Annotated in this window: 26 protein-coding genes and 1 tRNA gene; 21 read left to right on the forward strand and 6 right to left on the reverse strand. The window is 69.0% G+C overall.

The window, feature by feature from the left end:
* Positions 1-204: 204 nt before the first annotated feature.
* Together mptB and NBM05_RS08275 are read left to right on the forward strand one after the other, a co-directional pair.
* Entirely contained in the window at positions 205-1,683 is a 1,479-nt protein-coding gene (mptB, locus tag NBM05_RS08270) for a polyprenol phosphomannose-dependent alpha 1,6 mannosyltransferase MptB (RefSeq protein ID WP_254166464.1), read from the forward strand.
* Positions 1,684-1,889: 206 nt separating this feature from the next.
* Positions 1,890-1,962 (forward strand) — tRNA-Arg (locus tag NBM05_RS08275).
* 95 nt (positions 1,963-2,057) lie between these two features.
* On the opposite strand, the gene NBM05_RS08280 is transcribed toward NBM05_RS08275, so the two are convergent.
* The 3 genes from NBM05_RS08280 to NBM05_RS08290 form a co-directional block, all read right to left on the reverse strand.
* Positions 2,058-3,602 carry a tyrosine-type recombinase/integrase gene (locus tag NBM05_RS08280; protein WP_254166465.1) on the reverse strand — a complete coding sequence of 515 codons (1,545 nt, stop codon included), beginning with the start codon at positions 3,600-3,602 and terminating at the stop codon, positions 2,058-2,060.
* A gap of 443 nt (positions 3,603-4,045) precedes the next feature.
* Positions 4,046-4,372 (reverse strand): hypothetical protein, encoded by a 327-nt coding sequence (locus tag NBM05_RS08285; protein WP_254166466.1) that lies wholly within the window; start codon positions 4,370-4,372, stop codon positions 4,046-4,048.
* Between the two features lie 187 nt (positions 4,373-4,559).
* Positions 4,560-4,895: a helix-turn-helix domain-containing protein gene (locus NBM05_RS08290; protein ID WP_254166468.1), complete on the reverse strand. Its 336-nt coding sequence runs from the start codon at positions 4,893-4,895 to the stop codon at positions 4,560-4,562.
* Between the two features lie 183 nt (positions 4,896-5,078).
* Between NBM05_RS08290 and NBM05_RS08295 the strand changes: the two genes are divergently transcribed.
* The 8 genes from NBM05_RS08295 to NBM05_RS08325 are packed head-to-tail and all read left to right on the forward strand — an operon-like array spanning position 5,079 to position 8,453.
* A complete protein-coding gene (locus tag NBM05_RS08295; RefSeq protein WP_254166470.1) occupies positions 5,079-5,345 on the forward strand; it encodes a helix-turn-helix domain-containing protein in 267 nt (88 codons plus the stop codon).
* Complete coding sequence (locus NBM05_RS08300; RefSeq protein ID WP_254166472.1) at positions 5,345-5,587, forward strand: helix-turn-helix domain-containing protein; 243 nt, start codon at positions 5,345-5,347, stop codon at positions 5,585-5,587. Before NBM05_RS08295 ends, NBM05_RS08300 begins: the two co-directional genes overlap by 1 nt.
* Before the next feature lie 38 nt (positions 5,588-5,625).
* Positions 5,626-5,847: a hypothetical protein gene (locus NBM05_RS08305; protein WP_254166474.1), complete on the forward strand. Its 222-nt coding sequence runs from the start codon at positions 5,626-5,628 to the stop codon at positions 5,845-5,847.
* A complete protein-coding gene (locus tag NBM05_RS15425) occupies positions 5,844-5,978 on the forward strand; it encodes a hypothetical protein (protein WP_302183818.1) in 135 nt (44 codons plus the stop codon). Before NBM05_RS08305 ends, NBM05_RS15425 begins: the two co-directional genes overlap by 4 nt.
* 48 nt (positions 5,979-6,026) lie before the next feature.
* Entirely contained in the window at positions 6,027-6,197 is a 171-nt protein-coding gene (locus NBM05_RS08310; protein ID WP_254166475.1) for a hypothetical protein, read from the forward strand.
* A complete protein-coding gene (locus NBM05_RS08315) occupies positions 6,194-6,457 on the forward strand; it encodes a hypothetical protein (RefSeq protein WP_254166477.1) in 264 nt (87 codons plus the stop codon). Before NBM05_RS08310 ends, NBM05_RS08315 begins: the two co-directional genes overlap by 4 nt.
* Positions 6,454-7,398 carry a YqaJ viral recombinase family protein gene (locus NBM05_RS08320; RefSeq protein WP_254166479.1) on the forward strand — a complete coding sequence of 315 codons (945 nt, stop codon included), beginning with the start codon at positions 6,454-6,456 and terminating at the stop codon, positions 7,396-7,398. Before NBM05_RS08315 ends, NBM05_RS08320 begins: the two co-directional genes overlap by 4 nt.
* 5 nt (positions 7,399-7,403) lie before the next feature.
* Positions 7,404-8,453 carry a RecT family recombinase gene (locus NBM05_RS08325; protein WP_254166548.1) on the forward strand — a complete coding sequence of 350 codons (1,050 nt, stop codon included), beginning with the start codon at positions 7,404-7,406 and terminating at the stop codon, positions 8,451-8,453.
* Between the two features lie 112 nt (positions 8,454-8,565).
* Here NBM05_RS08325 and NBM05_RS08330 read toward each other — a convergent pair whose 3' ends face one another.
* Positions 8,566-9,006 carry a hypothetical protein gene (locus NBM05_RS08330; RefSeq protein ID WP_254166481.1) on the reverse strand — a complete coding sequence of 147 codons (441 nt, stop codon included), beginning with the start codon at positions 9,004-9,006 and terminating at the stop codon, positions 8,566-8,568.
* 56 nt (positions 9,007-9,062) lie between these two features.
* On the opposite strand from NBM05_RS08330, the gene NBM05_RS08335 reads away from it, so the two are divergent.
* From NBM05_RS08335 to NBM05_RS08345, 3 genes are all read left to right on the forward strand, one after another.
* Positions 9,063-9,443, forward strand: coding sequence for a hypothetical protein (locus NBM05_RS08335; RefSeq protein ID WP_254166483.1), 381 nt, complete (start codon positions 9,063-9,065; stop codon positions 9,441-9,443).
* 168 nt (positions 9,444-9,611) lie between these two features.
* Positions 9,612-9,971: a hypothetical protein gene (locus tag NBM05_RS08340; protein ID WP_254166485.1), complete on the forward strand. Its 360-nt coding sequence runs from the start codon at positions 9,612-9,614 to the stop codon at positions 9,969-9,971.
* Positions 9,972-10,241: 270 nt separating this feature from the next.
* Positions 10,242-10,460: a hypothetical protein gene (locus tag NBM05_RS08345; RefSeq protein ID WP_254166487.1), complete on the forward strand. Its 219-nt coding sequence runs from the start codon at positions 10,242-10,244 to the stop codon at positions 10,458-10,460.
* A 74-nt stretch (positions 10,461-10,534) separates the two neighbouring features.
* On the opposite strand, the gene NBM05_RS08350 is transcribed toward NBM05_RS08345, so the two are convergent.
* Entirely contained in the window at positions 10,535-11,005 is a 471-nt protein-coding gene (locus NBM05_RS08350) for a hypothetical protein (RefSeq protein ID WP_254166489.1), read from the reverse strand.
* Positions 11,006-11,184: 179 nt separating this feature from the next.
* On the opposite strand from NBM05_RS08350, the gene NBM05_RS08355 reads away from it, so the two are divergent.
* The 4 genes from NBM05_RS08355 (at position 11,185) to NBM05_RS08370 (ending at position 14,070) form a co-directional block, all read left to right on the forward strand.
* Positions 11,185-11,550, forward strand: coding sequence for a hypothetical protein (locus tag NBM05_RS08355; RefSeq protein WP_254166491.1), 366 nt, complete (start codon positions 11,185-11,187; stop codon positions 11,548-11,550).
* Positions 11,551-12,186, forward strand: coding sequence for an Mcm10/DnaG-type zinc finger protein (locus tag NBM05_RS08360; protein ID WP_254166493.1), 636 nt, complete (start codon positions 11,551-11,553; stop codon positions 12,184-12,186).
* The gene (locus tag NBM05_RS08365) at positions 12,183-12,926 is read left to right on the forward strand and encodes a hypothetical protein (RefSeq protein ID WP_254166495.1); all 744 of its coding nucleotides are present in this window, start codon (positions 12,183-12,185) and stop codon (positions 12,924-12,926) included. Before NBM05_RS08360 ends, NBM05_RS08365 begins: the two co-directional genes overlap by 4 nt.
* 535 nt (positions 12,927-13,461) lie before the next feature.
* Positions 13,462-14,070, forward strand: coding sequence for a DUF8453 domain-containing protein (locus NBM05_RS08370; protein WP_254166497.1), 609 nt, complete (start codon positions 13,462-13,464; stop codon positions 14,068-14,070).
* A 289-nt stretch (positions 14,071-14,359) separates the two neighbouring features.
* Here NBM05_RS08370 and NBM05_RS08375 read toward each other — a convergent pair whose 3' ends face one another.
* Positions 14,360-14,551 (reverse strand): hypothetical protein, encoded by a 192-nt coding sequence (locus NBM05_RS08375; protein ID WP_254166498.1) that lies wholly within the window; start codon positions 14,549-14,551, stop codon positions 14,360-14,362.
* Positions 14,552-14,606: 55 nt separating this feature from the next.
* Between NBM05_RS08375 and terL the strand changes: the two genes are divergently transcribed.
* The 4 genes from terL (at position 14,607) to NBM05_RS08395 (ending at position 20,337) form a co-directional block, all read left to right on the forward strand.
* A complete protein-coding gene (terL, locus tag NBM05_RS08380) occupies positions 14,607-16,103 on the forward strand; it encodes a phage terminase large subunit (RefSeq protein ID WP_254166499.1) in 1,497 nt (498 codons plus the stop codon).
* Between the two features lie 141 nt (positions 16,104-16,244).
* The gene (locus tag NBM05_RS08385; protein ID WP_254166500.1) at positions 16,245-17,969 is read left to right on the forward strand and encodes a hypothetical protein; all 1,725 of its coding nucleotides are present in this window, start codon (positions 16,245-16,247) and stop codon (positions 17,967-17,969) included.
* Entirely contained in the window at positions 17,966-19,039 is a 1,074-nt protein-coding gene (locus NBM05_RS08390) for a phage minor head protein (RefSeq protein WP_254166501.1), read from the forward strand. Before NBM05_RS08385 ends, NBM05_RS08390 begins: the two co-directional genes overlap by 4 nt.
* Complete coding sequence (locus NBM05_RS08395) at positions 19,036-20,337, forward strand: hypothetical protein (RefSeq protein ID WP_254166502.1); 1,302 nt, start codon at positions 19,036-19,038, stop codon at positions 20,335-20,337. Before NBM05_RS08390 ends, NBM05_RS08395 begins: the two co-directional genes overlap by 4 nt.
* The last annotated feature ends 2 nt before the right edge of the window (positions 20,338-20,339 follow it).

Here is a 20,339-nt window from a genome sequence, read left to right on the forward strand (position 1 = left end):
GGGGAGCCGGGGTGGGGAGCGGGCGACCGGGAAGGCCCGGAAACTGTAAAGTTGCCTCTGAACGTCCGGCGGACGGGGAGGCTCGAGCGCGTCCCGAGCCGCGACGTCGTCCGGTCGTCACCGAGTCGGACCAGCACGGAAGCAGGGGGATCCTTGAGCCAGAGCGCCGTAGTCGACGCGCGGGGCAGACCCGAACCGAGGTTCGTGCAGGGCAGCCCCCTGCGCACGATCGTCATCGGAACCATCGGGTCCCTCCTCATGACCCTGGGGTCCTTCGGCATCGGCTGGCTCGCCCCCATCTCCGGGTTCCGGCAGGACCCCTTCATCATCCTGCTGCGCTATAACGACCTCGCCGTCGTTGCCTGCATCGTCGCGACCGCGGTGGGCGCCATGGCCCTGACGCGCGAGTGGCTGCGGCTGAGCCAGAAGATCTCAGCGTGGGACCGGCGGGCGCGGCGGTGGGTGACCGCCGCCGTCGTCGCCTGGGGCATCCCCATGCTGTTCTCGTTCCCGCTGTTCAGCCGGGACGTCTACTCGTACTACGCGCAGGGGCGGCTGTACGACTCGGGGCTGAACCCCTACGAGTCGGGGGTCTCCTCGGTCAACAACTTCCTCCAGTACGGGGCGGACCAGCTGTGGAGCGAGTCCCCGCCGCCGTACGGTCCGGTGTTCCTGTGGATCGAGGGGATCGTGGCGCGCGCGGCGGGCACCTCGCCCGACGTCGCGTTCTACCTCTTCCGCCTGGTGGCCCTGGTCGGCGTCGTGCTGATCGCGATCTACGTGCCGAAGCTCGCGGCCATGCACGGGGTCAACCCGGTCAGGGCCTCGTGGCTGTGCCTGGCCAACCCGATGTTCCTGGTGCACTTCGTCATCTCGGCGCACAACGACGCGCTGATGATCGGCCTGATGGTCATGGCGGTCTACATCGCGGCGCGGTGGCGCAACTCGGCGGGCGGCATCTCCGCGATCACGATCACGACGCTGGCGGTGGCCATCAAGCCGATCGCGCTGCTGATCCTGCCGTTCATCGGCCTGCTGTGGGCGGGGAAGGGCGCCTCCTGGCCGCGCAAGTTCCTGTTCTGGGCGCTGACGCTGGGGATCTGCCTCGTCGAGCTGTGGCTCATGGGGCTCGCGAACGGATTCGGCTTCGACTGGGTCGGGGCGCTGACCACCACCGGCGGCGTCTGGATCTGGTACGCGCCGATCGGGGCCCTCGGATTCCTGTTGAAGATCTGGGCGGACTCGCTGGGGCTGCCCGGCGGGGACATCCAGTCGGCGATCTACAAGGCGGCGCAGATGGTGGGCGTGATCGGCCTGGCCGTCCTCGCCTTCGTCGGGCGCGACGAGAAGATCATCCGGCGGCTGACCATCGGCCTGACGCTGATCGTGGTGTTCAACCCCATGATCCAGGCCTGGTACGTCGTGTGGCTGATCCCGTTCTTCGCCGTGACGGGCGTGCGGACCGACTGGCACGTCGACTTCTTCTTCCTCACGACCGTGTTCTTCATGATGTGGGCGGTCTCCGACCAGCTGGACGTGTTCCCCTACCTCGACCTCGACCTCAACATGGGGCGCCTGGTGGCCGCGGTGGTCGCGCTGGTCTACGGGGTGTACCTGATGTTCGTCGACCCCTCGACGCGCAGGGTGTTCCGGCGGGGGCACGTCTCGGGCTCGATCATCTGAGGCCTGCGCCGCCCCTTCGAGTCCGTCGCGGGCCGTGCTCCGCGGGCGCGCGACGCCGTACCGGTCCGGCGCTCTTCCGGTGCCGGGTCGCCGAGGGCGGCGTCCCGTGCCGAAGGCGGTTACCGTTCGGTACACCGACGGCGGGTCCGGGTGGAGACCGCGTCGCGCGAGGGGTAGGCTGGATAGGTCGATACGACGGACGACGCGCCTCAGTAGCTCAGTGGATAGAGCAGGAGCCTTCTAATCTCTTGGTCGGGGGTTCGACTCCCTCCTGGGGCACCGACCTCAACCCCGTTCCGATCAGGCCAGATGGCCGGTTGGGGCGGGGTTTTCTGTGTCCGTGGGTGGTGGGGTGACCGCCATTCTGACCGCCATTATCCCCGCTTCCGTCGGCGAAAGGCGGTCATGTCGACGACGGTGGGGCTGGGCACAGCAGCGGGGGAGCGCTGCGTGGAAGCCTGTTCCTGCACCGCAGGGAGGTCACCCCGGCCCCGTCGGGTCTCCGACGCCGCGGGGATCGCCGGGCTCTCAGCCGGCCCGGCGTAGAGCGTTCCGGTCGCCGCCTCCGGTGCGCCGAGCGCGGTACTCCCGTCGGCACCTTCCGCAGCACCACTCGCCGGCCCTTCGCCAGGGCCCTCTGCGGGGCCCCAGAGCGCCCCGGCGACGCGCGTGGCGGCGTCGACCCGCATCTCGTCCAGCACGTGCTGGTAGCGGGTCAGCATGGCCGTCTGGGACCAGCCCATCATGCCCATGACCACCCGCGGCGCGACGCCCAGGGAGAGTAGGACGGTGGCCGCGGTGTGGCGGGCGTCGTGGACGCGCATGCCCTCGATGCCGTGCTCGGCCGTGAACGCGTGCCAAGCCTTGCGGTCCTGGTGGTGGCCGATGGGCCGGCCGTTGCGCTGGCTGAAGACCAGATCCCAGGCGGCCCCGGCGGAGTCGGTGAATCCCACCCACGCCTCTCCCTCCTGCTCCCGCCACAGCCGCTGGTTGCGCTGTTGCCGCTGCAGCGCGCGCAGGATCGGGGCGGGGAGGGCCAGGCTGCGATTGCCGGCGTCGGACTTCGTGGGGAACAGGTGGGGGCCTCCGCCGTGCCGGGCGGGGCAGAGGTTCCCGCGGGGTCTGCCGCAGGCCGGCCGCGCCGGGGTGCCGCCGCAGCCGTGCTGCCAGGGGAGCGGGCCGAGCTCGCGGCGGATCCGCAGCGTGCCGGCGGCGAGGTCGACGTCGTCCCAGCACAGGCCGAGCCGCTCGCCTTGGCGCAGGCCCAGTGCCAGGGCGACGATCCAGGAGGGGCCCCAGACGTCGTCGTGCTCGGCGGCGCCGACGAGCTCTCGCGCCTGGGCGGGGGTGAGGACGACGGGCTCGAAGGTCGCCGGGCGCGGCACGGAGGCCTTCTTGGCGGGGTTGGCGCCGATCATGCCGCGCTTCTCGGCGTCGGAGAGCGCCTTGGATAGGATGCGGTGGACCAGGTTGACGGTGGTCTCGGAGCAGCCGGGCCGGCCATCGCGGGGCGCGCGCATGGCGGTGTGGATGCGGTCGATGTCGGTGGGGGCGAGCTTCTCCAGGGGGACGGTGCCGGCCGGCTGGGTAATGACCCACTTGCGGAGGTAGCCCCGGTAGGAGAGCCAGGTCCGTTCGCGGAGGCGGGGCTTGGCGATGTCGGCGAGCCAGTGCTCGAGCCAGGCGGTGAGGGTGGTCTTGGCGGGGTCGGCGAGGACGCCGCGGTCGAGCTGGTTGCGGTAGGTCTGGGCCTTGGCGACGACGTCGGCGCGGGTGCGGGCGATGAAGGACTTGCGGATCGACTGGCCGGTGGTGGTCTGGGAGATGCGGAGGTCGATCTGCCAGCGGCCGTCCTTCCGCTGGCGGGGTTTGGTGCCTTCGCCGTTGGAGCGGCGGGTGCGGGCGGGTGGTCGGGGCACGGGCGTCACATCCTGGGGTGTGGCGCGGGCGCGCGGCCGAGTGCCGGGCCCCATGGCCGTGTGCGTTCCCCCGGGGTTCGCGCGCACCCGCGGGGTGGGCGTGAACGCGGCCCCTGGGTGCACCGGGGGGACACCGATGGGGACCCACCCGGGAGGGAAGGGGACGGAAGAGGACCCCTTCGTCCATTCGCTGGCCGAACGGTCATCCCGCGGGCCGGTGCGGATGCCCCCGGGTGCGCGGTGTTGGGGAACGGCGCGTCCAGGGGCCGCTTGGCTTCAGTGTAGGAAATGAGGGGGGTGGGTGAGGAAGGCCCGGGGGTGCGCGGTACGGATGCCGGATGTTGGAGGGAGCGGTATGGGACGAAACGATGGGTGGCACCCGCCGGTTGCCTCGTCCCGAGTCCGGGGTGGTGGCCTTGGGCGGCCAGCTAGTTTCCGGGGGCTTACCTCGTCAGTTTCGTCGCGCAGAGCGCCGACCAGTAAACGAACGTGTCCTGCGGTGTGCTTCTAGCCTGTGCGTGCAGTTTCTGCCCAGGAATGCATCTCAGCAGTTCCATCTCATCGACGCCGTATTCCTTGCGCAGTTTCACCGCGGCACTGCCCATGCGCGAGTAGCTGTCATTGGTGAGCGGCAGGCCGGTCGCCGTGGCTGCTCCATCCATGGCGCGGTGAATCTCTGCTTTTCGAGGGTTGCTCATGAAGGCGATTTCAGCCTGGGCGATGGGATCTTCGGGTAGCTCCTGCTTCTGTGACGTCTCTGAGCAGCCCATCAAGAGGAGGGCCACTAGTGGAGCGAGCCGTACGAGTGTTGCGGGTCTAGACATGGGTGGCATGGCTTTCGTCTCGTGTGCCTCGTGGTTGAGAGGCGTCCTGTTGCCATTGTGCCCATCGGTGGGGAGAGGGTGAGGCAACCCGCAGCGAGCTTCCCGACGCTGCCGGCCTCAACGGTTCTGGACCTCAGCCCTTCTTCTTGGCCGCCATGACGTCGATCAGATGCAGGATGGCCTGGCGCTCGGAGTCGTCCAGCAGATCGGCCTTGGCGGGGAGCTCGAAGCGGGAGCCGACGGCGGGCAGCTTCGCGTCTTCGAGGATGTGGCTGGTGTCCGTGCCGAAGACCGCGGCGAAGGCTCGGATGACGTCGAGGTTGGGTTGTGACGGGTGCTGCCCGCGCATGTACCGGGAGATCGTCGAGATGGTCAGAGGCTTCCCCAGCTTCTCGGCTCGACGTTCGATCTCGCGGAGAGGCATGTCCTCCCGGTTGGCTCGACCGAGTGCCTCCGACAGTTGGCTCATGTACAGATTCTCCCGCTGATTGATGGCTGCGCCCAGTGCCCCCAGGACTAACTGTCCAAGTATTGCATCGCTCCTATCCCTAGTGGGACCTGATCCGGGGGTTTGGGCATAACGAGATGTGGACATTGGTGTCCGGTCTGGGTATTGTGATCTGTGTTCCAAGAACAACGAACAGGAGGAACGATGGAGGTTCGATCGAGATCATTCATCGCGCAGCCCGCACCACAGGCGCTGACGGTGGCGCTCAGGTTCAAGGGGATGAGCTACCGTCAGCTCGCCTCCGCGACCGGGGTGTCGAAGACGACTATCGGGAACCTGGCCAACGGCCGGGCTTCCACATGCAGCCCCGAGACTGCCGCATGCATCGCGAGGGGGTTGGGGATGGCGCCAGGCGACCTCTTCGTGCTCAAGGCGATCCGCGCTCCCGAGACAGAGAGCGAGGCCGCGTGATGGCACCCCGCCCCCAGAAACCCGACCCGGCCGACCTCCCCGCCGACGGGATGCGCCTCTTCACCGTCGCCGAAGTCTCCCGGAGGCTCGGCGTCTCCGTGCACTACGTCTACGACCGGATTCGCGGGGGAGACCTGCCCTACGTGGACCTCGGCATGGGACGCGCGAAGACGCGGGTGCGCGCAGACCACCTCCAGCAGCTGATCGACTCCCTGACCCACCACACCCGCGACGCCGCCTGACGCGCCGCGCGGACCGACCGCCACGAGAGAGGAAAACCATGAGACAGCCCAGAATCCCCACCTACCGCGATTCCGGCATCAGTACCGGAGTCACCAGCGCCAGCCGCCCGCGCCCCACCGAGGAGAGCCAGGCCGCCCGCTCCCAGAGCCGCCCAGACGCGAAGGCGCCGTCCACCGAACACCGGGAGCGCAGCGCCGACGTCGTCCGCCTGCACCACGCCCAGACCCCTCACCGCGGACCGGAAGCGGTGGCCGCATGAACCCGTTCAGCCAGGTCGACGACTCCTGCATCGACTGCGGATTGGTGCCCTGCATCTGCGGCCAGCCGCCGCAGCTGGACCTATTCAGCTCCGCGGACCGCCGCTGGGCCGAGCGCGACGCCTGGGAGTGAGAACGCCCGCCCGCCCCCACGCGGAGCACACGGGAGAGAGGAACGACGATGAACCCCACCGGCCCCGGCCTGGAAATCATCCCCCTGCTGGCGATCCTCGCCGCGACGATCCCGGTGCTGGTCCACGACCTGACGGGGGAGTCCTCCCCCTTCGAGGAGGACCCGCTCGCCGTCTACGCCCGCTGGTGGCGCCGGCTCACCCGCGGAAGGAGACCATGACCCCGACCCTGCCCGCCCTGCTCGAGGAGCTGCGCGCCTCGCACACGATCCGCGCCCGCCAGGACCTCCTCGAGCAGAAGACCCACGACGTCGACCGCGCGAAGGACCGCCTCGCCGAGGCCCAGGACGCCGTCCGCCGGGCCCTCGCCGAGCGCAAGACCGCCCGCGCCGACCTCGAGGCCGCCTGCGCCACCCACCCCGGCGCGCGCCCCTGGCACGACATAGAAACCGAGATCCTGAGAGGACACGCAGACCCATGACCAGATACCGCTCCCTGCTCTACCGGGCCGCCAAGGCCCCCGCCCCCGGCACCCCGGAATGGCGGGCCAAGCTCACGGCGTCGAAGATCGCCGCCACCGCCGTCCCCTCGCGCTCGCCGCACGCCTCGTACTTCTCCCTGTGGCACACCATGGCCGGCACCATCCCCAGCGCACCGGACGACGAGGTCCTGCAGCGCGGACGCATCCTCGAACCGGCCATCGCCGCCTGGTTCCAGGAGGAGCACCCCGGGTGGAACATCCGCCCCGTGCGCGGCCGCTGGTGGATCCACCCGGACGACTCCCGCATGGCCGCCACCCCCGACTACATCGCCGAGCAGGGCGGGGAGGTCCTCGGCCTGGTCGAGTGCAAGTCCGCCGCCGACACCACCGACTGGGGCAAGCCCGGCACCGACGAGATCCCGCCGGCCTACTACGACCAGTGCCAGTGGCAGATGTACTGCACCGGGGAGCGCACCGTCTACGTCCCGGTCATCACCGCCCTGCGCTTCGCCGAGTACGTCGTGCACCACGACCCCGGGCACGTCGAGCGGTTAGTTGAGCAGGCGCGGGTCTTCATGGACAGCCTGGAGCTCGGCATCGCCCCCTCGGTGGAGGCCGATGCCGGGCACCTGGCCACCTACGAGGCCGTCCGCGACCTGCATCCCGAGATCGACGGCACCGCCGTGCAGATCCCCACCGGCCTCGCCCTGGACTACCTGGCCGCCCGCGCGTCGTCGAAGTCGGCCGAGGCCTTCGAGCTGGAGACCAAGACCCTGCTCGCCGAGGCCATGGGGCATGCGCGGACGGCCGTGTGCAACGGGTACACCGTGGCCGAGCGCCGCGCCCGCGGAGCCGGCCGGCCCTACATCCAGGCGATGCGGAACCCGCCCACCGTCCACCAGCTCGCCCCCGAGACCTTCGACTTCCAGGAAGCAGCGTGAACACCATGACCAGCAACCAGCTCGCCGAGCAGGCCAAGAGCCTCGTCTTCGCCAACGCCGGGCAGCACAAGACCATGCTGCCCGCCGACCAGCAGGACCAGGTCAACGGGTGGCTCTCGGCCGCGTACGCCGCGATCATGAAGGACCCCAACCTCGCCAACGCCGCGATGAGCTCGCCCGGCACGCTCATGAACGCCCTGAACGAGGCCGCGCAGCTGGGCCTGCGGCCCGGCACGAAGGAGTACTACCTCACCCCGCGGAAGAACAAGGGCCGGTGGGAGGTGCTCGGCGTCGTCGGGTACCAGGGGGAGGTGAACCTGATGTACCGGTCCGGGGCGGTGTCCTCGGTGATCGTGGAGACCGTCCACGCACAGGATGCCTTCGCCTGGGACCCGGGGACCATGGACCGGCCCGAGCACGCGCCGAACTGGTTCGGGGAGCGAGGGCCGCTGATCGGGGCGTACGCGTACGCGATCATGCAGGGCGGGGCGGTCTCGAAGGTCGTGGTCACCGACCAGACGCGGATCCGGGCGGCGATGGACGCCTCGGCCGGGTCGGACTCGCAGTACTCGCCGTGGAAGAAGCACCCGCGGGCGATGTACCTCAAGACCGCCGCCCACGACCTCGCCAAGTGGGTGCCCACCTCCGCGGAGGACAAGCGCGTGGAGGCCATCCGCGCCGGCGTGGGGCAGGAGGCCGCACGCGCGGCCCGGGAGCGCGCCCTGGAGGCTGCAGGGGGCCGCGCGGTGCTGGAGCCGGTGCCGGTCCCGGAGGAACCCGCGCCGGGCCCGCAGGAGGTCGTGGGGGAGGAGTACGCGGCCGCGATCGCCGCCGACGACGTCGACCCCGCCACCGGCGAGCTCCACGGGGCGAAGCCGGCGACGAAGGCGCAGCGCAGCGAGATCCGGAAGCGGTTCAAGGCCCTGCAGGTCGCCTCGAGCGAGGCGGACGCGGACCGGGAGATCCGGGCGTTCCTGAACGACGACGGCCACGGCGGGCTGGGCGCGCTGTCCTTCGAGGAGGCCGACGCCGTGCTGGCGGAGTTCGCGGCGTAGGGGAGCGGTCGCGATGATCAGCGTCGTCTGTATGGCTCTGACCGCCGTGGCGGCCGGGGTGAGCCTGCTCAGCGCCTACCGGTTGTGGAGGGCTGGGCGGGTGCCTCGGGGCTCAGCGCGGGGTGGAGGGGCCCGGGACGGGGAGGACGTGCCGTGAGCCGTCGATGTGGAAGACGAACTCGCTGGGCTCGCCGGAGCCCCATGAGGGGACATAGTGCAGGTTCACAGCACGCTCGAACGTATGAGGCGCAGGGCCCACGTCCAGGAAGACGCGGACTCCTTGCGGGCCTTCCAGACTCTCGATCGTGGCCGGTTCCGCCGTGTGGTTGCGCAGCTGCAGAGCGTTCTTGTCCTGATAGACCAGCTCGAAGTCGGGCCTGCGCAGGCTGCGCGCGATGTCCTGGATGCCGTCCGCCTGGGCCCGCGCGCGTTCGGCCGACTCCTCGGCCTCGTCCTTGGCCTTCTTCGACAGGTGCGCCCGCCACCAGGAGTACCCCGCGCCCACCAGCGAGAGGACGGTCAGTCCGATCTGCACTCCATCAATCACCTGCATGCCCACGACTCTATCCACTGGAGGCATCCATGAGAGATGACCGGCCGTTCATCTCGGTGACCGACACCTTCCCCGAGCACCCCAAGACGGTGCAGCTCTCCGACGGTGCTTTCCGGGCGATCATCACCTACTGGTGCTACTCGCACAAGCTCAGAACCGACGGATTTTTGCCGAAGAACGTCGCGAAGATGCACGCCACACCGACTCGCATCCGCGAGCTGGTTTCCGCAGGTTTTCTCACGGAAATCGACGGAGGCTACGACCTGCACGACTACCTCAAGCATCAGTGGTCGGCGAAGGAGATCGAGAGCATGTCGCAGAAGAAGAAAACGGCAGGCTCGCAAGGCGGTTCGCTAGGGATGCACAAGCGGTGGCACGTCGCGCGCGACCGCTTCAGCGATGACTGCCAGTACTGCCAGGAGGCCCGCACCGCATAACCAAAACCGTAAGCACCTGCTTATCCAAAAATAAGCAGAAACCTAAGCACAACGTAAGCGAAGTGTAAGCCCCTAACCCTAACCCTTTAACCCCTATAGTCCCCTGCCCGCCGTTACGTTCCAGAACGCGCGCAGCACGCAACGACCGGCAGGCCGAAAGGATCCACCATGAACCGCCCCCAAGCCGAACACATCGCCCACATCGCCTGCGCCTTCCGCCCCGAATGGCCTCCCGCCGCCGTCGCCACCGAACTCACCCACGCCGTCGGAAACGACCTCGACATCATCACCGCCACCTTCCTCACCGCCCGGAACCCGGCCCACCAGACCGCCAAGCGCATCCACACCGTCCTCGAAGAACTCACCGGACCCTTCGGCACCACCACCGGCCCCACGACCCCACAAGCGACCGTCGACCGCAGGCCCTGCCCCGCCCACAGCTGGGAACGCGCCACCAACTGCGCCGCCTGCCACTCCGAGATCAAAGCCGGCCAACGCACACCCGCCGACTACGGCAAAGCACCCTGACCTACGAACCCTCCCGGCCCTCGGCCGGCAACCGGTACTTCCCCTGACGCCAAGCCCGCACAAACCTCACGACCACCGAGAACCACATCGCCCCGAAAGCGACCACACCGAACAACCGAACCGCACCCCCGTACTGGACCGCACCCCACGCCAACCACAGCAACACCCACGTCACCAAGGCCGGAACGCACAGATCGAAAAACCACATCCTCCAATTCATCCCACCACCCCACCACACACCCCCGACCCACCGCACAGAAAGACCCCACCATGACAACCACCACCACCGAAGCCCACCACCGCGCCACCGCCGAACGACTCCTCACCGAAGCCCACACCAACGCCGACGCCGGCTGCTTCCACACAGCACGCACCCAAGCAGCCCTCGCCACCGCACACGCCGTCCTCGCGGCACTACCCGACACCTCGGGGCCGCCGGAGAATTTCACGCCCGCGGCACGCTCCTCCGAGCACGCTGAGACCCCATAGAACCGCCCGACCCCATGGAACCTCAACGGATTGTCGTCATTCGGCATGACGAGCACATCGTGAATAGGGATGGCCTACCGGCCTACAAGGACCCGTCCAGTTGCCATCTTGAGGAACCGAAAACGAGTGAGTTTGACTTTCCGTATCCGGACTGGCGGCTCCCTGTAAAAGACGAGGAGGTTCCTGTGATTGAACTCCTGAAACTTCATCTCGACGGCGAAATCAATCCCCTGTCCAGGCTCGAGCCTCGCGACCCTGGTATGGACCACGTGCCTCAAGTCCATCACTCTCACATCGTGAGCAACACCGTCGCCGCAGTTCTCCAAAGTCCCTTGGACGGCCATCACCCTGTCTTGAGGGTTCATATCGGGCATGAGCACGGGCGGAAATTTCTGCGAGACGTACTCGCAGTTCAGCATCCAGAGGGCCTTTGGCCTTCGCAGCCAACCTACGAACAAGGTTGTCAAGAGGGAGAAGAAGGCGCCGACGAGAGCGCCGATCACTGCCGCACTTATGTCGGGACTGAGACGGAACAGCTCAGGCATTTACTCATCATCCAATCGAGACACGGAGGGCGGCTCGTGGCCACAGGGACACGGACCACGGTAGTAGGGATCAGTATTGCCCACGCTGAATTACGACTTCTCCTCCGAGGCGCGGTGGTAGTCCGCTTCAAGAACGGTTTGACATCGCGGGCGTTCAACAGGCGAGTGAAGGAGCACCGATGACGATTCACGAGCTGCTCATCCCGCAGAACGGGATCCCATGGATCAACTCCAACGACCGCGGACACTGGTCCCTGCGCCACGACTACACCCGCCTCTGGCGCGCCCAGGCCCGCACCCGCGCCGCTCGCACCGACCTGGTCATCGACCTCAACCGGGTACGGATTGATGCATCGGTGTTCAAGGCCCGCGCCAACCGCTACGACCCCGCGAACCTCTACCCGACGGCCAAGGCCGTGGTCGACGGTCTCGTCGACTATGGCCTGGTCGTAGACGATGACTGGCGGCACGTCGAGGGGCCCTTCCTGCACCACGGTGGCATCAGTGCCGCGCCGGGCCTGCTCCTGCGGATCGAGGAGCTCTAGATGGCCGGCAACGACGCATGGGTGCCCGGCCCCGACGCCGACGGCCGGCGGCAGCGGCTCAAGTGCGCGGGCACCAACAAGAAGACCGGCAAGCCCTGCGGGAACTGGGCCCTGCGCGGACAGACGGTCTGCAAATACCACGGTGGCAACGCGAAGCAGAATCGGGCCGCGGGGGAGCGGCGCTGGCAGGAGCACCGCGTCCGCACTGCTCTCACCAACAGCCGGACCGAGCCCGCAATCACCGCGCAGAGCACGATCGAGGACCCGCTCACCGAGTTCAAGCGCCTGCTCATAGAGGTCCTGTCCTGGAAGGACGAACTGGCCGCCCACGTCAACGACCTCAAGGGCGAGCTCTCCAGCACCGACTTCAAGGGCGCCGAACAGGCCCACGCCATCGTCGAGATCTACGAGCGCTCCCTCGACCGTGCCGGGAAGATGCTCGACATGGCCCTCAAGCACAAGCTCTGGGACCGCCTCGCCGAGATCCAGGAACACGAAGCCGAGATCATGGCCGGCGCCGTCATCCGCGTGTTCCTCGCTCTCGGCCTGACCGGTACCCGCCTCGACGAGGCCAAGGCCATCCTGCACACCGAGCTCACCCGCCTGACCATCGACACCCAGGAGATCGCGGCATGACCATCACCTGCACCTGCGAAGCCACCATCACCAGCCCCGGGCGTTTCCTCTGCGGAGCATGCGAGACGCGGCTGCACGCAGAGCTGGGGCGCGTGCCGGAAATCTTGGAGGAACTTGACGTCGAGGTGACCCGGCAGGCCGTCAAAGCTGCCTCGCCCGGTGCCGGGGGAGCCGAAGGCGCCGGCTACGACCTCGTGGCCTCGGAGATCCGCCAAGACATCACGCGGATACTGACCGGGCTCGAGCGGCTGGTATCCGGTGCCGTAGGACCGTCCGTCGTCGTGCGACGGCGGGTGGCCCGCATTCGACACCACCTCCCCGCCGCGGTGAAGAACGCATCCATCACCGGGTACGCCTACGACCTGACCGAGCAGCTGCACCGCGCGGTGCAGAAGATCGACCGGCACCCTGAACGCGTCACCTACGGCGCCTGCCACTGCGGCGGGCCCCTGATCGCACATCGCGGCACCGAGTACGTACCGTGTCGGTACTGCGGGACCGCTTACCGGGCGGAGGCGCTGGAGGAGGTGCGGAGGGAAGCCGTGCTAGATGAGCTATCCGGGCAGGCGCTGCGCATGCGGGACCTCGCGGCGGCTCTGGAGATGATGGGACACGCCGTGTCGCCGTCGACTTTGTACCGGTGGGCCGCCGCGGGAAAGCTTGCTGACCAGGGCGGACGAACCTACCTCGTTGACGACGCTCTGGACCTAGCGGAACAGGTCGAGATGAGAGCTGCTTAGGTACTTGATTCCCTGGGCGGGCGTGATAATTTAAAAAGCGTATCTTAGGCAATTTGCGCCTAGATGGGAACGACAAGTTAGGACTCCCTGGTCCCAAAGTCGCGTACGATCCTACCGTTCGCTCGGCGCAGTACTTCGATTCTGCATCTGCACTCCCTCCGATATAACCCAACGAGACGAAGCTCAGTACGGCGTCGCGCCCGTACGCTACCAGAACCGACGCCAGGGGTTCGTCGCAAAAGCCACCCGACCATATTGCGTCCACGGAAGTTCAAAGCTCGTCCTTGGCGCGAAGTCCGCGCTGCATCGTAGCCCATTCTGAGTCACGTGGACGAGTAACGGACGAAGTGGGGTAGAACTAGAGTTGTCAGTGCCCCCTGCTACGACGAAATGCCGGTCCGGATTCCGCCCACTACATGAGACCGCTTGCGCGCGGTGAAGTTGTAGGTGGCGCGCATCCTACGCGTCACCTAGATCAAGCGCCCCACGGACGCTGTCGTGCGCTGACAGGCACACAAGGTGAGAGAATGAAAAGGTGATAGTTCTTCTTTCAGGCCTCCCTCCTCTAGTGACCGACGGAGCAACGGTCGGCGGGGTGGTGGTCGCCGCCCTCACGCTTGTGGTCACCGCAATTTCAGTTATCTCCGCAAACAGTCCATATATGAGCGCGCATGTCGAACCTGATGATGAGGCGAAATATGCGTTCCTGATCGTTCAGAACAACGGAAGACGCGCAGCAAAAAGGGTGAGATTCCATTTCTCAGACGCGAAAGCTGGTGAACGGGATGAGAAAGACGTCTCGCGGCATGTCAGAAAGCAACTTGGTTCTGAAGTTCCAACCTGGCCTCCCGGTCTTGAAGTCAGAAACCTGTACTCAATCAGTCCGCGGCTTCAAAATGCAACGGGTCCTCAAAGTGATGTCACCCTGACGATCAGCAGAAAGACCTTCCTATGGATGAGGAAGTCAGAGAAGTTTGTTCTCAGCATGGAAGTAGTCAAGTCACAAGCATCAATCGGCCCGACGCAGAAGACTGTCACTACTCAGCGAATCAAGGGTGACACCTACACGATCCAGGATCCAAGTGACCCCAAGCAGTTGGCAGATGCATGGGAGTACTTCACCGGCAGTAGACCCGAAGACTAGATCGGAGGGCGCCCCGTGAATGCATCGTTCTGGGGCGCCCTCACCCCGCACGTCGCGAAGTGGGAGACTCGTAGGACATGGCCCGTGAGCTCGACCCGCGAACTGTGCGGACGCCGGGGATGGACCTGATCGACGAGGCCCTGGTCGAAGCGTTCAGCAGCGCCGACTTGTGACTCATCATCTCGATGCCGCCCCAGGAGGGTAAATCAGTGTCTGGGCGGTCACCTCTGCCCGTGACCGAGAGCAAGCACCCGACGGACACTGTTATGCGCTGACGGGCGAGCACTTATCAGGCGATGACCTCCTCCACCTGACCGTCAGCACTCGTAAGGACCTGAGCGTGGCAGCCTGTCATATTGACGTTGCGCTTGGCCTCACCGATAGCGTTCTCCTTGGTCCTGTACTCCCGGAAGTTGTCGGTTCCTGGCAGCGTCACGCGCCAGTTGTCTCCAACTGGGTAGACGTAGATGTTCTCGCTCATGTCAGTCCTTTCGAATCGTGTCTGACCAGCCTAGCGAGATGGAGGGAGCCGCCCCGTGAACGCATCGTTCTGGGGCGCCCTCGCCGCCCATTTCGCCCCTCACGTCGCTAAGTGGGAGACCCCCGGGGACATGGCCCGGGAGCTGGACTTCCGCACCGTGCAGACCCCCGCGCTCGATCTGATCGACGCGGCCCTGGTCGAGGCTTTCAACACCCCTGACTCGCGGCTCATCATCTCGATGCCACCGCAGGAGGGGAAGTCCCAGCGGGCCTCGCGTCGGTTTCCGACGTGGGCGCTGCAGCAGAACCCTGACCTGCGGATCGCGATCGCCTCCTACGAGGCGAACATCGCCCGCCGCTGGGGTCGCGCCGTCCGCGACGACATCACCCAGCACAGCGACGTCCTGGACCTCGCGGTCCGTGACGACCTGTCCGCTCAGCACGAATGGCAGCTCGTCGGCCGCGACGGCGGGATCTTCACCGCCGGCATCGGTGGCGCCATGACCGGCCGCCCCGTAGACCTCCTGCTCATCGACGACCCCGTCAAGGGCCGCGAACAGGCCGACAGCCCGACCTTCCGTGAGAAGGCCTGGGACTGGTGGACCGACACCGCGCTGACCCGCCTCGCGCCGGGTGCGCCGGTGATCGTGATCCTGACCCGCTGGCACGAGGATGACCTCGCCGGTAGGCTCATGAAGTCCGACCCCAACTGGCGGTTCCTGCGCATCCCCGCCGAGGCAGACCATCGCCCCGAGAAGGGCGAGACGGACCCGCTGGGCCGTGAGCCGGGGCAGTTCATGGTCTCCGCCCGTGGCCGCACCACGCGGCAGTGGCAGGCCCGGAAGCGCCAGTCCGGCCCGAAGACGTGGGCGTCGCTGTACCAGGGCCGGCCCTCCCCGGACGCCGGGGGCGTGTTCCCCGGCGAGTGGGCCCGCTACTCCACCCCGATGTGGACCGAGCGGCCCGACGGGGCGCGGATCGTGCCCGGCGTCGGGCAGCGGGAGGATCACGAGCTGGTCCAGTCCTGGGACCTGGCGTTCAAGGCCACGGACTCCTCCGACTACGTCGTGGGGCAGGTGTGGCTGCGCGTTGGCACCAGGGCGTATCTGCTGGACATGATCCGGGATCGGCTGAACTTCAACGACACGCTCGCCGCGATCCGGCGGCTCTCCGCGCGGTGGCCGCAGGCGGTCGCGAAGTACGTCGAGGACAAGGCCAACGGGCCCGCCGTCATGAACGCCCTGGCGGGGCAGCTCAATGGGCTGATCCCGGTGGAGCCGGAGGGGTCAAAGGTCGCGCGGGCCAATGCGGTGTCGCCGCTGGTGTTCTCACACGACGTCGTGCTGCCCGACGACGAGCTGCTGCCCAACGTGGGGGAGCTCGTGGAGGAGGCCAAGCTGTTCCCCGCCTCCTCGCACGACGACTCGGTGGACGCGATGACGCAGGCCGTGAATCAGCTGCTGCTGCATCCGTTGCCGGTCGGCGGCGGGACGTGGGACGCGCCGGAGTGGGAGCTGATGGATGCCCGCGGGTGGTCCATCAGCCCGTACTGACCGGGGCTGCCGCGCAGACCTGCCCGCGATGCGGCGTGGCCGGGTCTGATCCGCCCCACAACCTAGACCACCCGTCGGCACAAACCGGGCCGGCCCGGCCGCACAACCGAAGACCGAGCGCCGCGACGGAGGTGATGCCCCGTGGGGATCCTGCACGCCCTCCGCGAGACCGCCTCCCGCGCCGCCGACGCCGCCCTCGCCCGCCGCCTCGGGTACGCGCCCGGTGAGCGGCGGCAGCTGCTGGACCAGCTCGAGCTCGTCCAGGAGTCCGTCGCCGACCTCGAGCTCGCCCGCGAGGACACCGGATGGGCCCAGCTCACCGGCCCCGGCGCGCGCGAGTTCCCCGCCGCCGTCCGCCGCGCCAACGCCGAGGTCGGCCGCGCCCTGGCCATCGCCAACCCGCTGATCAAGCGCGGGCTCGCGATCCGCGCCTCCTTCGTCTGGGGGCAGGGCGTGGGCATCACCGCCGAAGCCACAGGGGAGCACGGCGCCCAGGACGTCAACGACGTCGTGCAGCGCTTCCTCGACGACCCCGGCAACCGCGTCGCCTACACCGGGCACCAGGCCCACCTCGACGCCGAGACCGCCCTCGGCACCGACGGCAACCGGTTCCTCGCCCACTTCACCGACCCCCGCACCGGCGCCGTGAAGGTCCGGGCCATCCCCTTCGACGAGGTCGAGGAGATCATCGCCAACCCCGAGGACTCCACCGAACCCTGGTACTACCTGCGCCGCTGGACCCAGCGCAACGTCACCGCCGGGCAGACCTCCACCACCGAGCACGTCGCCTACTACCCGGCCCTGGGGTACGCGCCCGTGGTCCGGCACAAGCGCATCGACGGGATCCGCGTGGTCTGGGAGGCGCCGGTCTACCACGTGCGGGACAACGGGCTCGCCGACTGGCAGTGGGGCGTGGGCGACGTCTACGCCTCGATCCCGTGGGTCCGGGCGTACAAGCGCTACCTGGAGGACTGGGCGAACTACATGTCGGCCCTGGCCCGGATCACCTACCGCATCTCCGGCAAGGACCGGCAGGCCACCCAGGCCGCCCGCGGCGCGATCCAGGAGGCGATGCGCGCCGGCGTGGCCGGCGGGGCGATCGCGGCGGCCAACGCCGACATCGAGGCCATCCCGAAGGCCGGGGCGACCATCGACGCCGAGTCCGGCAAGCCCCTGGCCGTGATGGTCTCCGCCGGGCTCAGCGTCCCCATCACCCTGCTGCTGGGGGACCCGGGCGCCACCGGGGCGCGCGCCGTCGCCGAGACCCTGACCCAGCCGATGATCTACGAGTTCCAGTCCCGCCGCGAGCTCTGGACCGAGGCACTGCGGGCCTCGCTGAACTACGTCGTCGACATGGCCGTGATCGCCCCGGCCGGGCCGCTGCAGGGGACCGTGGCGCGGGAGGGGGATCGACGAGTCGTCACCCTGGCGGGGGACACGCCGCGCACGCTCACGATCGAGTGGCCGCGGCTGGACGAGCTGGGGGAGCGGGAGGCCATCGAGGCGATCATCGCCGCGGACGCCACCGAGAAGATCCCGCCCGAGGTCACCGCCCGGCTGCTGCTGCGCGCCCTGCGGGTGCGCGACGTCGACGAGATCGTGGAGTCGATGCTCGACGACGACGGCGTGTTCGTCCCGCCCGGGGCCAGCATCGGGGACGAGCTGCTGAGGCGGTACGAGCAGGGGCGGTTCGGGACGGGCCCGGGCCGGGGCAGGACGGCCCCGGGTCAGGCCGGGACGGGCCCGGGGCGGTTCGGGACAGGCTCGGAGGGGTCCGGGACGACCCGGGACCGGGTCGGGACGGCCCCGGGCAGCGCCGAGCACCGCAGGGCCACCGAAGCCGCGAGCGAAGGGAGGACCCCATGACCGCGCCTGTCCACGTCGCCGCCCTCGGCCAGCAGCTCAAGACCGAGCTCGCCGCCCTCCTGGACCCCTCCGACGCCGCGCTGGTCGCCGCGTGGTGGCACGCCTGGCGGGAGATCGCGCCCGAGCTGACCGACACGCTCGAGGAGCTCATGGACCGGGCCCGCACCGGCCGGGTCCCGCCCTCCCGGCTCACCCGCTCCCGGCGCCTGGCCGCCGCGCTCGCCCAAGCGCGGGAGCGCCTCGGGGAGATCCTCGCCGAGTACGGGGACGACGTCGTGCTCCTGCTGCCCGAGGCGCTCGCCGCCACCCTGCAGGGCACCCGGGCCATGGTCGCGGCCCAGCTGCCCGGCCCGGACCGCGCCGAGGGCGGCGACGACCCCGGGGCCGGGCTGACGGAGGTCTACGACCAGCTGGACGCGATCGTCACCCGCGCCCGCGAGAACATCACCGCCCGGCACCTGGCCCTGCCCGCCGCGGTAGAGCTCGCCATGCGCGCCGAGCTGATCCGCGGCATCGCCGTCGGGGAGAACCCCCGGGCGGTGGCACAGCGGATCATCCAGCGCACCGGGACCGCGTTCAACGGCGGGCTGCCGCGGGCCAGGACGATCGCGCGCACCGAGATGCTCGACGCCCACCGCGAGGCCCAGCGGCGGTGGATGCAGGCCAACCGGCACGTCGTCGACGGCTGGGTCTGGGAGGCCTCGCTGGACTCCCTGTGCTGCCGGGCCTGCCTGGCCATGCACGGCACCCGCTTCACCGTGGACGACCCGCCGCCGGAGGACCACCACAACGGCCGGTGCATCGCCCTGCCCGTCACCAGGACCTGGGCCGAGCTCGGGCACCCCGGCGTCCAGGACACGGGCCCGGCGATGCGCACCGGCGAGGAATGGCTCAACGACCAGAACCCGGAGACCCGCCGCCGCATCCTCGGCCCCCGGATCGCCGGCGCCTACGACGCCGGGCGCATCCGCTGGGCCGACCTCGCCCGCTGGCGGGAGAACCCCGGGTGGCGCCGCTCGATCGAACCGACCCCGCTAAGAGACCTGCTGACCATGGAGGGAGACCCATGACCGTGCACATCGCCGAGACCGCCGGCAGCACTACCGCCCGCACCGGGGGCCGGCTGCTGGTCAAGATCATCAGCCCCGGGCAGGGCAGCTCCGGGACGTACCCGCCCGAGACCCTGGCCGCCGCGGCCGAGGCCGGCGTCTTCGCCCGCGGCACCCAGATGTTCGTCAACCACGCCTCGCCCACCGAGGCCTACGAGCGCCCCGAAGGCGACCTGCGCAACCTCGCCGGCGTCCTGACCGAGGACGCCCGCCTGGACGCCGACGGCGCCCTGGTCGCGGAGGCGAGGCTCTACGGGCACTGGGCCGTCATCCGGGACATGGCCGAGGACATCGGCGTCTCGATCCGCGGCAACGCCGAGTACCGGGAGGCCGGCGGGCAGCGGATCATCACCCGGATCGCCGAGTGCACCTCCATCGACTTCGTGACCCGCGCCGGCCGCGGCGGGCGGATCCTGCGGGTCCTGGAGTCGGCCCGCCCCACCCGGACCCAGGCCGTGGAGGCCCTCACCGGGGACCTGCGGCAGTGGATCGCCGCCGCGCTGATCGAGCGGAACCGGCGGGACGGCACCGAGCGGGAGCTGGTCGACTTCGACGACGCCGTGTACATCGTCCACGACTGGTCCGCCGGCACCTACCACCGGCAGCCCTACCGGCTCGCCGGGACCGTGGTGACCCCGGTGGGCGAGCCGGCCGAGGTCCACCGGGAGACCGTGTTCCACGCTGTCGCCGGCCCGCCCGGTTCCGGCTTGGATGCCGGTGGCCAGACGCTACTCGCTACCGAGACGACCCCAGCCCTGACGTCGACGCCGACGGCGACTCCGGTTCCGACCCCGACGCCGACGGCGACTCCGGCTCCAACCCTGACCCCGCCCCCGACCGAGACGACCCCCACCAGAGAAAGCGAGGCCCCCGTGCCCACCATCGAGATCGACGAGGCCGACTACCAGCGCCTCACCACCGCCGAGCAGCGCGCCGCCCAGCTCGAGACCGAGCTCGCCGAGGCCCGCCGCGCCGAACGCCTCGCCGCCGCCGAGCGGATCCTGGACGAGGCCTTCGACGGCATCGACGCGCCCAGGCACCGGGCCCGCCTCGCCGAGGCCGCCGCCGGCGCCGAGGAGTTCGACGCCGAGGCCTTCCGCACCGAGGCCCTCGAGGAGACCGCGCCCTACCGCGCCGCCGCACCCGCGGCACGGGCCGCCGGGGCCGTCACCGGCCTCGGCGACACCACCGCCACCACCCCCGGGACCGCCGCGCCCACCGCCGGCGACGTCCTGAAGATCATGAAGCAGGAGGCCTGACC

Source organism: Rothia santali (assembly GCF_024199905.1).
In the GTDB taxonomy this organism is placed as follows: domain Bacteria; phylum Actinomycetota; class Actinomycetes; order Actinomycetales; family Micrococcaceae; genus Rothia; species Rothia santali.